The 13,301-nt window shown below is 34.0% G+C and carries 10 protein-coding genes; 5 read left to right on the forward strand and 5 right to left on the reverse strand.

What is annotated here, in order from left to right:
• The first annotated feature begins 19 nt into the window (after positions 1 to 19).
• The 5 genes from BUB32_RS07090 (at position 20) to BUB32_RS07110 (ending at position 7,151) form a co-directional block, all read left to right on the forward strand.
• The gene (locus BUB32_RS07090) at positions 20 to 664 is read left to right on the forward strand and encodes an MBL fold metallo-hydrolase (RefSeq protein WP_014063676.1); all 645 of its coding nucleotides are present in this window, start codon (positions 20 to 22) and stop codon (positions 662 to 664) included.
• 685 nt (positions 665 to 1,349) lie between these two features.
• A complete protein-coding gene (locus tag BUB32_RS07095) occupies positions 1,350 to 2,807 on the forward strand; it encodes a TolB family protein (RefSeq protein ID WP_072968674.1) in 1,458 nt (485 codons plus the stop codon).
• A 236-nt stretch (positions 2,808 to 3,043) separates the two neighbouring features.
• Positions 3,044 to 3,232, forward strand: coding sequence for a response regulator transcription factor (locus BUB32_RS07100; protein WP_268807553.1), 189 nt, complete (start codon positions 3,044 to 3,046; stop codon positions 3,230 to 3,232).
• 139 nt (positions 3,233 to 3,371) lie between these two features.
• Complete coding sequence (locus BUB32_RS07105; RefSeq protein WP_072968675.1) at positions 3,372 to 5,801, forward strand: plasma-membrane proton-efflux P-type ATPase; 2,430 nt, start codon at positions 3,372 to 3,374, stop codon at positions 5,799 to 5,801.
• 78 nt (positions 5,802 to 5,879) lie between these two features.
• Positions 5,880 to 7,151 (forward strand): MFS transporter, encoded by a 1,272-nt coding sequence (locus tag BUB32_RS07110; RefSeq protein ID WP_072968677.1) that lies wholly within the window; start codon positions 5,880 to 5,882, stop codon positions 7,149 to 7,151.
• Here the strand turns inward: BUB32_RS07110 and BUB32_RS07115 are convergent, their stop codons facing one another.
• Genes BUB32_RS07115 through BUB32_RS07135 form a run of 5 tightly spaced genes read right to left on the reverse strand, consistent with a single transcriptional unit; the run spans position 7,152 to position 12,813 of the window.
• A complete protein-coding gene (locus tag BUB32_RS07115; RefSeq protein WP_072968679.1) occupies positions 7,152 to 8,117 on the reverse strand; it encodes an ABC transporter ATP-binding protein in 966 nt (321 codons plus the stop codon).
• 5 nt (positions 8,118 to 8,122) lie between these two features.
• A complete protein-coding gene (locus BUB32_RS07120; RefSeq protein ID WP_072968681.1) occupies positions 8,123 to 9,097 on the reverse strand; it encodes an ABC transporter ATP-binding protein in 975 nt (324 codons plus the stop codon).
• 11 nt (positions 9,098 to 9,108) lie between these two features.
• Positions 9,109 to 10,032 carry an oligopeptide ABC transporter permease gene (opp4C, locus tag BUB32_RS07125; RefSeq protein ID WP_072968683.1) on the reverse strand — a complete coding sequence of 308 codons (924 nt, stop codon included), beginning with the start codon at positions 10,030 to 10,032 and terminating at the stop codon, positions 9,109 to 9,111.
• 12 nt (positions 10,033 to 10,044) lie between these two features.
• Positions 10,045 to 11,010 (reverse strand): ABC transporter permease, encoded by a 966-nt coding sequence (locus BUB32_RS07130; protein ID WP_072968685.1) that lies wholly within the window; start codon positions 11,008 to 11,010, stop codon positions 10,045 to 10,047.
• A gap of 60 nt (positions 11,011 to 11,070) precedes the next feature.
• Positions 11,071 to 12,813 carry an ABC transporter substrate-binding protein gene (locus BUB32_RS07135; RefSeq protein ID WP_072968687.1) on the reverse strand — a complete coding sequence of 581 codons (1,743 nt, stop codon included), beginning with the start codon at positions 12,811 to 12,813 and terminating at the stop codon, positions 11,071 to 11,073.
• Positions 12,814 to 13,301 lie beyond the last annotated feature (488 nt).

Consider the following 13,301-nt stretch of genomic DNA (forward strand, 5'->3'; position numbering starts at 1 on the left):
TGGTTAGGAGGTGTTTATTATGAATATAAAATGGTTGGGACATTCGAGCTTTAAGTTGACATCTGAAAAAGGCACGGTTATTGTTACAGACCCTTTTGATGAATCAGTTGGGTACCCTATGCCAAATGTGAAGGCAGACATTGTGACATCTTCTCATTCCCATTTTGACCACAATTATTTTAAAGCAGTAAAGGGAAACTTTGATATTGTTGACACAGTAGGAGAACATAATATAAAAGGTATCAACATAAAAGGTGTAAATACATTTCACGATGACGAACATGGTGCAAAAAGAGGTAAAAATATAGTTTTTGTTTTTGATATTGATGGAATCAGAGTCTGTCACATGGGAGATTTGGGACATGTTTTAACAGAAAAGCAAGTTGAAGAAATAGGACCAGTTGATGTTCTACTCATTCCTGTTGGAGGCTATTATACAATTGATGCAAAACAAGCGGTAGAAGTGATGAACCAGTTAAAGCCTAAAATAACCATACCAATGCACTATAAAACGGAGTTTATTAATTTCCCTATTGATACTGTGGATAACTTTTTGGATATGACAGGTGGCAAAAAGATTTTATCCACAGAAATGGGTATTACTAAGAAAGATCTAGAAAGTGAGCCAAAAGTAATTGCTTTAAATTATCAATATTCTGTATAATTTAAAATGAAGTACAGTTCCTTTGTTTTCACTAAGAGCTTTAGCTTAAACCAAAAAAGTGGGTATCTCATTCCTTTTTAAATTTTTTTAAAAACAAATGAATATAAAAAGACAAAAAGGGCAATATAATAGTGTAAGGTTCGTAATGGTCGAGCCAAGGTCATCACAGGACGCAAGTTCTGTAATGGCCGGCCAAAGATTGGTATTCGACCAAAAGGTCGGATGCTAGTCGGCGGGCAGATTATAATATGTCCATGTAGAGCCTTAATTTTAAGGCTAAAAAGGATGTATTATAGTCGAGCTAAGACTATTATAGGTGCCGCAGGTCGAAGTACGTCATGTACTTAGACTGGAGGTCTTATGCAAAGTGCATAAGGTTTCTAAGGTATCTATAATAGTCGAGCATAGGTCAGTACAGGTTTTGCAATACTTTACCTTTTAAGTGAGGTATAAAGAGATTTGTACTGGCTGAAGCGAAGACCATTACGAGCCTTACTTTTTTCAAACACTGGGGACGGTTCCTTTTGTCTGAAAATCAAAATAAACGGACAAGAGGAACCGTCCCCTTTGTCTTGTTTTTATTTTATTTGTTTAAATTTATAAAAATATATTATGTGGAGATTTTTATTTTATTATTATATAATTGTTTTAAAGAAGAAAAAAATATAAAATTGAGGGATAGCAAATGAAAAGATTATTTTTACTTCTTGCTTTAGTGATGTTTGTTTTAACTTCCTGTGATGTAGTAAAACTAAAAGAATCATCCACAACTAGGCAAGAACAACCTATAAGGCTGGTATTTTCTCTTCCTAATTCAGGAGAAGATTTTGATAATACCCTTTATACAGTCCTTTTATACGATGGCAATTCTAACAAAATAGCAGGTGAATTTTTAAAAAATAAACGCATTGGATATTATAAATTATCACCAAAACAAGATAGAATTATTGTGGGAATCCATTATGATGCTGCTTCATTTGAATACTATGTGATAAACATTGATGGCAGTGACCCAAAAAGACTTACTCTTCCTGTAATAGATGGAATAAATCCAGTGTGGAGTAATGATGGGGAGTATATCTATGGCATTTCACCGGATTCTTTAAATGCTAAAAGTGGGTATATATTTTCTTATGATGTGGATAAGGGGACATTTGAAAAGTATCCTTTAGAAGGTAAAATAAATTCTTGTGGCAAAATTAAGCCGTATTTTGATAATAAAGGTGTGCTGTTTATTTGTGATAGCAAAATAAACTATCTAAATTTTGAAAACAAGGTCGTGAAACCGGTTTACAGTTTTAAGGAAAATGTAACGTATGAGAGTTTAGATAAAAGTAGAACTATATTTGTTCTAAATGATGAGAAAAACAGCTTAGATGTTTTGGATGGAGATAACTTTAAAATAATAAAAAGCTATAAAGACATTTTAAAATACAAATTTTATTCTCTTGATAGTATGACATTTCCGGCTGGTGAACATGTTATATTCAAGATTTATAAATATGATGATAAAGGTAATTTTATAGATGCTCCTATAGTAAGTTTTGACTTAAATGGGAATGTGAAAGAATTAAAGGAAAGCAATAAGTTAGAATGGAATTCAGTAAAATTTGTTTGTGAAAGCAAACTGGCTGGTGTGACTGGAGATGAGAAAGTATTTTTTTATGATTTAAATAGACCTCAAGACATGCCATATATGGAGATGGTGCTTTGCCGCTATAACGAAATTGGTTATTTAAAAAAACTCAAAATTGCTCTGCCAAATGGGTGGAAGGAGAAATTTACAGGCGGAAATGAAATTTGTATTTTAAATACAAAAGATGAGGTTAAAGGTGAAATATATGTTATAAGTTATTACAAAGATCAATATTTTGGGGGCTTTCTTCCAAATCACAGTGAAGTTTTAAAAGAAGAAAATATAAAAACACCTATTGGAGAAGGGAAAGTTGCCGTTTTGAGGAGAAGCCCTCCTGCTGCTTCTAATGACCATAAAACATATATTGAGATTTTTGGGATTATTCCAATTGCGGACAGTGATTTAGCTTACTGCATATGGCTTGGACCATTTAAAGATGATGTAAAAGCTATAAATGATGCTTTAAGGGATATGGAATACATTATGAAAAATTTAAATACAATGTGACTTTAGTCATGAGGAAATGGTGACTTTGTATACTACAAAATTTCCACCATTTCCTTTATTATATTCTTAAGAAAGACAAATTAATTTCAGACAAAGATACAAAGGGGAATTTCCCTTTCGTCTGAAAATTTATTTTGTAAGGGGAGGGTATTTCATGAAGATAGTTAAAATGAAGGATGTAATAAAAAGGTTTGGTGATGTTATAGCCAGATAGGGAAAGGCAAATAGAGCTTTCAATTTTTTCCGAGAGAGAAAAAGAAATAATTAAACTTATATGTGAAGGATTATCTAATAGAGAGATAGCTGAAAAGTTATTTATTTCTGAGGGAACGGTAAAAAATTATGTCACTTCTATTCTTAATAAAACAGGTTTTAAACACAGAACTCAAATTGCTGTTTATTTTTCAAAAAGTGGACTTACATAAGGATCAGACAAAAGGAACCGTCCCCTTTGTCTGGATTGTTTAGATTGATTGAAATTTATAAAAACTAAAAGTATAATGAAAGTATAAAGAAAGAGTTGGAGTAAAAAGTAGGGCAAAGTCATATGGAAGGGGATAAATGATGGAAGGCAAAGAGGATGAAGTAAAAAAAATTATTTATGAAAAGATGAGTATTGAAGAAGTGATACACAATTTAAAAGTTGATGTAGACAATGGTTTAACAAGAGAAGAAGTTGCAAAAAGATTAAAAACCTATGGCTATAATGAAATACCTGAAAAGAAAGAAAATCCCTATTTGAAGTTTGCAAAAAAGTTTTGGGGACTTACAGCATGGATGTTAGAAGCTGTGATTGTTCTTTCTTATATACTTCATAAATATCTTGATATGTATATTATTTTAGCCCTTTTAATTTTAAATGCTGTTATAGGATTTTTACAGGAGGAAAGAGCTTCTCAAGCTGTTGAAACTTTAAAGCAAAAACTTAGAATAAATGCTAGAACTTTGAGAGATGGAAAATGGCAGATGATACCGGCAAGAGAATTGGTACCAGGAGACGTAGTAAGGATAAGGGCAGGAGATTTTGTACCTGCTGATTTAAAACTGTTAGAAGGACAATTAGAAGTTGACCAGTCAGCCCTTACAGGTGAGTCTTTGACTGTATCAAAAGAAAAATCAAATATGCTTTTTTCGGGTTCTATTATAAAATCCGGGGAAGCAAATGCTGTAGTCGTTTTAACAGGCAATCAAACATATTTTGGAAAAACCACTGAATTGGTACAATTAGCACGACCTAAGCTTCATGCTGAAGAAGTTACATCGCAAGTTATAAAATGGCTTCTTATAATAGTAGGGGTTGCATTGGTTTCGGCTTTTATGGTGTCTTATTTCATAGGCATAAAGCTTATAGAAGTTGTACCACTTGCTCTTGTGCTTTTGGCATCTTCTGTTCCTGTTGCACTTCCAGCTATGTTCACAATAAGCATGGCAATAGGATCTATGGAATTAGTAAAAAAGGGAGTTTTGGTAACAAGGTTAAGTGCAGCAGAAGATGCAGCTACTATGAATACAATTTGCTTAGATAAAACGGGGACAATTACAATGAATAAACTTTCTTTAACAGATGTCATCCCCTTAAAAGGTTTTAGTGAAAATGACGTTTTATTATATGGTGCTTTGGCTTCTCAAGAGGCTAACCATGACCCTATAGATTTAGCTTTTTTATCTGCAGCACAAGAAAAAAATATTTTTTTAGAGGATTATGTGCAAAAGGCTTTTTATCCCTTTGACCCTAAGACAAGAAGAACAGAAGCTATTGTAGAAAAGGATGGAAAGACTTTTAAAGTTGTAAAGGGTGCTGTAAATGTAATAGCAGACCTTACAAAAGAAGATGAAAATATTTTTAACGAAAAGGCAATGGATTTTGCAGAAAAGGGATATAGAACTCTTGCAGTAGCGGTGGGAGAAGATGATAATTCTTTAAGAGTCGTTGGATTAGCTGCTCTTTATGATATGCCAAGACCCGATGCAAAAAAGTTTATAGAAGAGTTAAAGAACCTTGGAGTAGCAGTCAAAATGCTAACGGGAGACGCACTACCTATTGCCAAGGAGACAGCAAGGCAAGTAGGAATAGGGGAGAAAATAACTGATGCATCGCAGTTTAGGGATATAGTTGGGAAAGACCTTGATAAAGCAGCTGAAATTGCAGAACAAAGTGATGGTTTTGCAGAAGTGTATCCACAGGACAAATATTCTATTGTTAAAAGTTTGCAGAAAAAAGGGCATATTGTGGGCATGACAGGGGATGGAGTAAATGATGCACCGTCACTTAAACAAGCAGAGGTAGGCATAGCTGTAAGCACTGCAACAGATGTGGCTAAAGGAGCTGCCAGTGTTGTTTTGACAGGAGAAGGGCTTTCTAACATTGTAGATTTAGTAAAAGTAGGTAGAATGATATACCAAAGGTTATTGACATGGATATTTAATAAGGTTGTGAAGACCTTTCAAATTGTCGTATTTGTAGTTGTGGCGTTTTTGCTTACAAAAAAATTTATAGTATCAGCATTTGATGTGGTTTTACTCTTGTTTGTGGTAGATTTTGTTACGCTATCCATTTCTACAGATAATGCAAGATGGTCAAAAGAGCCAGACACTTGGAATGTAAGTGGCATTGTAAAGTCTTCTATGATATTGGGGATATTAGTGGTTTTAGAGTCCCTTGCTATTTTGTATATAGGGTTAGGGCCTTTAGGACTTAAAAGCGATTACAATTTGATTAGGACTTACTCTTTCTCAATATTATTCTATTTTGGAATGTTTACGGTATTTGTTGTAAGAGAAAGAGGACATTTTTGGGAATCAGTACCTAGCAAATCTTTGCTTTATATTGTATTAGCAGATATAGTTATAGTTACTCTTTTAGTGACTTTGGGCATACCAGGTGTGAAGCCAATTCCAATTGTTGATACTATGGTTGTGATTGGATTATCCGCCATATTTTCCTTTGGAATAAATGATTGGTTCAAGTACCTTTTGTTAAAAGGGAAAAAATGAAAGGACGCATAATATTTTAAAGCCGCCTTTTAAAGCGGCTTTTTTGGAGGATATGTATGGGAGGAAAGGAGAACATATATGTTGTTCATCGACCAGATTAAGTTTTTGCCTAAGGAAGTAAAACGTTTTATAGCAACTGAAGCTTTATTGGGTATAGGAATGGGGATTTTTGGCTTGGTATTGAATTTGCACTTGCTTGCTTTAAACGTTTCTCCTGAACAAATAGGAGCTCTTAATTCTGTAGGAACTTTAGTGATGGGGGCAGCTGCTATTCCGGCAGGTTTTTTTGCTAATTATATTGGGAGAAAACGAATTTTTATATCAGGAATAACTCTTACAGGGATAGGATATTGGCTTTTTGGATTAGGGAAATCTATAGGAGTTTTTTATTTGGCACAGATTATACAATTTATAGGAATTTCCTTTTTGATTACAACAGAAGTACAGCTTCTTTTTTCCTATGCTAAAACAAATGAATTGGAAACTGTAAGTTATAGCCTTTTATTTGCTATTTTTACTCTATTTAGTGGAATAGGTACGCTTTTGGGAGGCTTTATACCCAATTGGTTTCCATATGGAAATACAAAATATCAAAGTTCTGTGTATATATCAGCCACGTTAATTTTAGTGGCGGCTTTATTGAGAGGGATTTTGTTGCCATGCGTAAATAATAGTTTTGATAAGGGTAAGAGTAAGTTGTTATTGTTAAATATTAGAATTTACCAAGTTTTTGATAAAAAAATTCTTTTAATTACTTTTTATCTTTTTTTGGCTGGAATGGCTTTTTCTACAATAGTTCCTTTTCAAAACGTGATTGTGAAATTTCGAATGGGTTGGAGCGATGAGTATGTTTCCTATTTGCTAACAGTAAATGGGTTAATTTTGTTTTTTGCTTCCATGATAATGCCATGGATAATAAATAAATTTGGAACCATTAAAGCTTATTACTATGTATATGGGATGAATTTATTGTTTGCATTTATATTAGCCTTTAATAATATTTCTGTAATGATGTTTTCAACAATATTTTTACTAAGAAGTGGTAGTTTTACGCTTTTAAATAATATGATGGAAAGTCAAACAATGTCTGTTGTAGAGGAAGAAAAAAGGGATTTTTTTGCTGGAGTAAAATCGCTTTTAAGGAGCATAGGATCAGCAATAGCCAGCTATTTAGCTGGCTATATATTGGAAAACAAGAATTATACATATCCTTTCTTGATTACTTTTATAATACTTTTAGTAAGCCTTTTGTACTTTGTTGTATTCATTAAGCCTATTTTTCTTGAGAAGATAAAGAATGGCAAATTTTCTTTTGAAGAAGAAATTCAAAAAGATGTGGAAGGTATGTAGCTATACCAAATGGCAAGCTACGAAATGCCTTCCTCCTATATCTTTGTATTCTGGTATTTGTTCTCTACAAATGTCTTTAGCAAGTGGGCATCTTGTGTGGAATTTACATCCTTTTGGTGGATTTGCAGGGCTTGGTATGTCTCCTTCTAAGATTATTCTTTCTCTTTTTAAATCTGGATCTGGAATTGGAACGGCAGACAAAAGGGCTTGTGTATAGGGGTGAAGTGGATGAGCAAAAAGCTCATCTCGTGCTGCCATTTCAACTATAGATCCAAGATACATTACTGCAACTCTTGTACTTATGTGTTCTACTACACTTAAATCGTGAGAAATAAACAAATAAGTTAATCCTTTTTGCTCTTGCAAATCCATAAGCAGGTTGATTATTTGGGCTTGTATTGATACGTCAAGAGAAGATACAGGTTCGTCTAATACAATAAATTCAGGATCTAAAATGAGTGCACGAGCTATTCCTATTCTTTGCCGCTGACCACCAGAAAATTCATGAGGATAGCGGTCTATATGATACGGAGCTAATCCGCATATTTCCATTGTTTCTATAACTTTATCCCGCAATTCATTTTTAGAAATAAGACCATGATCCAAAAGAGCTTCTCCTATGGCATCTCCTACCCTAAGGCGGGGATTTAAAGAGCTAAAGGGGTCCTGGAAAACTAATTGTATTTTAGGTCTTAATTTTCTAAGCTCGCTTTTTTTGAGACTGTGAATAGGAATAGATTTATAAAAAACTTCTCCGTCAGTTTTATCATACAACCTTATTATAGTGCGTCCGACTGTGCTTTTTCCACAACCAGATTCGCCAACAAGACTTAAAGTTTCACCTTTATTTATAGTGAATGTTACTCCATCTACTGCTTTTACATATCCTATTGTTCTTTGTAGGACACCGCCTCGTATTGGAAAATATTTTTTTAGGTTTTTTACTTCTATTAAAGGTTCACTCATTTTTTTCACTCTCCTTCATAGAGCCAACAGGCAGCTTTGTGTCCACTTTTGTCAGCAGTAAGCTGAGGCATTTTTTGGCGGCAAATGTCCATTGCATATTCACACCTATCGCTAAAATAACAATAGTTTCCCAAACCAATAGGGTTAGGTACTTGCCCTGGGATTGTGTATAGTCTTTCTTGTCTTTGCCCAATTATTGGTTTTGCCTTCAAAAGACCTCTTGTGTACGGGTGCTTAGGATTTTTAAAAAGTTCTTTTACAGGAGCTTCTTCAATTACTTTTCCAGCATACATTACTATTACATAATCTGCCATTTCAGCAACAATTCCAAGGTCATGGGTTATAAGCATTAAAGCCATGTTTCTTTCCTGTTTTATTTTTTTTAAAAGGTCAAGAATTTGAGCTTGAATTGTTACATCCAAGGCCGTTGTTGGTTCATCTGCTATTAAAAGTTTTGGATCGCAACTTAGAGCAATTGCAATCATTATACGCTGCCTCATTCCACCACTTAGTTCATGGGGATAGCTTGTCATTATTTGCTCTGCTCTTGGTATACCTACCTGCTTTATAAGTTCAATTGCTTTATTCCAGGCTTCTTTTTTTGTCATAAGTTTGTGTACCATTAAGGGTTCCATTAGTTGATCACCAATTGTTAAAACAGGATTTAAAGAAGTCATTGGTTCCTGAAATATCATACCTATTTCATTGCCTCGTATTCTTCTCATTTCTGCCTCACTTAATTTAAGGATATCTCGCCCATCAAAGATTATTTCGCCACCTTCAATTTTCCCAGGAGGAGACTGAATTAATCTCATTAGGGATAAAGCAGTTACGCTTTTGCCACAACCTGATTCACCAACTACACACACTGTTTCCCCTTCTCGTATAGAGAAACTTACATCATTTACTGCTTTTACAACACCTTCTTCTGTATAAAAATAGGTCTTTAAGTTGCGAAATTCCACAAGATTTCTTGCCATTTTGATTCCTCCTAAATTTTTTGCCTAGGATCAAAAGCGTCTCTTAAAGCATCACCAATGAAATTGATAGCTACAACAGTTAACATTATGGCGACACCTGGCGGAATCCAAAGCCATGGACGCTTTGTAAAATCGATCATATTATTTGCAGCAGACAGCATATATCCCCAAGAAGGTGTTGGAGGGATCACACCTAATCCTAAAAAGCTTAAAGCAGATTCTGATAATATTGCACCAGCAACTCCCAAAGTTGCGGAAACTATGACAGTGGGTAATACGTTGGGGAAAAGGTGTTTTATGATTTTTTTACTATCTCTTAAACCTAAGACTTCTGTTGCCAGCATGAATTCCTGTTCTTTTAAACTTAATATCTGGCTTCTTACAAGTCTAGCAAGACCTACCCAAGATATAAACCCTAAGATAAACATGACATAATATATCCTTTGAGGTGGAGGAATTTTTAAATCAGACATTATTGCACCTAACATGATTAGGATAGGAAGACCAGGCATAGCGTAAATGATATCTGCTAACCTCATTATTATGACATCTAACCAGCCACCGTAATATCCTGCGATAGAACCTAATGCACCACCGATTAAAATGATTATTAAAGTAGCTGCAATTCCTACTGTAAGGGAGATTCTACCTGCAAGCATCAGTCTTAAAAGTACATCTCTTCCTAGATTATCTGTACCAAGCCAGTGATCCCTACTTGGTGGTTGATTTCCATTTGATACATCTATTTTTGCATCCATGTAAGGTGAAAAATAAGGCCCTATAAAAGAGAAAAGGAGCATAAAAATCAAAATTACCAATCCCAATATAGCGTATTTATTTTTTAAAAATCGATGAAAAGCGTCTCTCCAAATTGAAGGTGCTTTTTTCTGATTATTTTTCTTTTTATGATCAAGAGGTTGACTAAGTTGATCCAATCTTTATCCCCCCTATTTAAGTCTTACACGCGGATCAGCAACGCCATACAAAACGTCAGCTAAAATATTTGCTAAAATTGTAAGAACAGTGATGAGCATCGTGTATCCCAAAAATAAGGGATAATCTCTTATATAAATTCCTTCTAGAACGACTTTACCAATGCCTGGCCAGTTGAATATCCTCTCAGTTATCATTGCACCTGCAAATAAGCTAGGTAATTCTAAAGTAAATAAAGTGATCAAAGGTAGAAGAGCATTTCTTAAAGCATGTTTAAAAATAACAGTTCTTTCCTTTAAGCCTTTAGCTCTGGCAGTCCTTATATAGTCTTGCTTTATGACTTCTAGCATATTTGCCCTAAAATAGCGGCTTAAGCCCCCTACACTTATTAAAGTTAAAGTAGCAACAGGAAGCACCATGTGCTTTGCAACATCAACTATATGGACCCAACCAGTATAATTGGATGCTGTCGTTATCATTCCACCTAATGGAAACCATTTGAGGTCTACTGCAAAAACTTTAAGCATAACAAGGCCTAAGAAGAAAGAGGGTAAAGAGTAAAGGATAAACACAAGCAAGGTAGCTATGGTATCGAATACGGAATACTGCCGTACAGCAGAATAGATACCGACTATAGAGGCAATTAACCATTCAAAGAACATTATGGCAACTCCTAATATAAATGAATTCCATATAAAATCGTTTATTACTTGTATAACAGGTTTTTTAAACATTAAAGAGTCGCCCAAATCACCCTTTAGGACACCGTTTGCCCAAGAAATATACCTTTCAGGAAGTGGTTTGTCCAATCCATAAAGTGATCTCAATTGTGCTGCCCTTTCCTCGGTCATCTTAGGGTTTTGAAGTTGAGAGGTGACGTAGTCACCAGGTGCTAATGCAAAAATTAGAAATATTATAATGGATGCCCCGATTAATGTAGGAATACTCTGTAGTAGTCTGCGTATAATAAACTGTGTCATTCTATCCCTCCTAATAGATGAAAAGCCCGGCCCTATTGAGTCCGGGCTTTTAAATTTAAATTAATACGCAAGAATTTCTGCTTGATACAGTGAATAAGTAAAATCTCTAAAAGATGAAATTTGGAATCCCACTACCCTCGCATTTTTTGCATTAAGGTCATTTCTTTGGTACAGGAAGATATATGGTAAGTCGTCATTTAATACTTTGTAAAGTTCATGATAAATTTCTTTGCGTTTGTTCATATCTAATTCTTCACGGCCCTTTAGTATGAGTTCATCAACTTTTGGAGTTGCATATCCTATTCTATTCTGGGAACCTTTTGAGAAGAATATGGTATAAGGATCTGGTTCGGGAGTTAATGACCAAGCCATGAAATACATTTCAAAATCACCTTTGTTGACCTTGTCAATTATCGCATTAAAATCAAGAGGCTCTGCAACGAATTCTATACCTAAGTCTTTGTAGTTTTCTACTGCCATTGGCACCAAAGCGTCGTTTACTGCATTAGGTGACGAAGCTAAAAAGTGTATTGTAAATTTTTGGCCATCTTTATAACGATAGCCATCTGGTCCCAGCTTCCAACCAGCTTCATCTAAAAGCTGCTTTGCTTTTTCTGGATTATAGTCATAATGTATTATGTCTTTTTCATCAGGATATGCCCATGATACTTTGGACTGGGGTACATCTCTTACTTCTGCTAAACCCTGATATACAGCATCAACTATAGCTTTACGGTTAAGACCATAAGCTAATGCTTTACGAACTCTTACATCCTGAAATTTTGGAAGTTTGTGATTAAAAGCTATATAACCATAACCATTAGTTGGAAGCAGACTATAATCAACAAATCCAAGATTTTCCAATAACTCTACGTTATCTTTCTTTGCTGAGATATTTGAGGTTTCATAATCTGTTTCACCGGTTTGTAACATTTGAACAGCTGTTTCATCTGTTGTAGTTTTGTAAATTAAGTGTTTAATTTTTGGAGTACCTTTCCAGTAATTCTCATTTGCTACTAAACGAACTTCTTGACCAGGAACAAATTTTTCAAATACATAAGGACCTGAGCCAAGTGGCTGCTGTTCTAAAGCCTTTACCCCGTCTAATTTGCCTTTAGCAAAGTCTTTTCCATAATAATGTTGTGGGATAACTGGGATATTAAGGTCTGATAAAGAAGTCCCTAAAACTTTTTCTAATTGAATCTGTATTGTATGGTCATCTATTATTTTTATTCCTTCAATCTTATCTGCATTTCCTTCATTATATTCTTTGAATCCTTTAATTCCTGCTGAAGATAAAGCAATTGGACCATCATAAGTAGGATCAGATAGTATATAATAAGAAAATTCTACATCCTTACTCGTCAAAGGTGTTCCATCACTAAATTTTACATCATCGCGTAAATGGAAGGTGATAGTATTGTTATCTTTGTCTATATCCCAACTCTTTGCAAGAGATGGAATGTATGTTCCATCGAAGTCAACATCTAGTAAATTATCAAACATGGCACTATTTACATAATTGTCATATGATGTTTCAGAATAGAGAGGATTAAAAACTCCTTTCGGTTCATACAGACCTATTATAATTGTGTCGGTGCGAGTTTTAGATGCTTCTGGTATTTTTGAAGTGTCTTTTGCTTTAATCCAGTTGCTACTATCTTGAACTGAAGCTGTAGGTGTTGTTTTTTGTTCTTGAGATTGTTGTGGCGTTTGAGTTTCTGTCTTACCACAGGAGGTTAAAAAAACAGATAGGATAAAAATTAGGGTCACAACTAGAGGAAGCCATTTTTTTCTTAGCATTTTTTAAATCCCCCTTATCTTTTATTTTTGACTATAATTATTTTATATTGTAGACGATTACTATTATAGCATATTTAATATTGACTGGCAATATAGTTGTTAAAAATGTAAAAGATTTGTGAATTGATTTATTTTTTTAGAACATAGAATTAGAAACATAAAAATGAGGAGTAATTCTGACAATTTTTAAATTATTTATTTAAATTTTTATGTTGTATCATGGAAGTTTAGTACTCTTTGATATAAATTTTATAAATTTATAAAGAATGATACTTTTAAAAAGTAACTCCTGTGTATTAATCGAGTTTTTTGTATTTTTATTACTATAAAAATAGTTTTTAGAAATTATAATTTAAATATATTAAACTAAAAAAGAAAGGAACGATTCCATACGACTGAATTTTTCAAAAGCTTTTAGATCAAACAAAGAGAACAGCCCCTTTTATCTATTTGTTTGTATTCATTAAGCCTATTTTTCTTGAGAAGCT

This window comes from Thermoanaerobacter uzonensis DSM 18761 (assembly GCF_900129115.1).
Taxonomy (GTDB): Bacteria; Bacillota; Thermoanaerobacteria; order Thermoanaerobacterales; family Thermoanaerobacteraceae; genus Thermoanaerobacter; species Thermoanaerobacter uzonensis.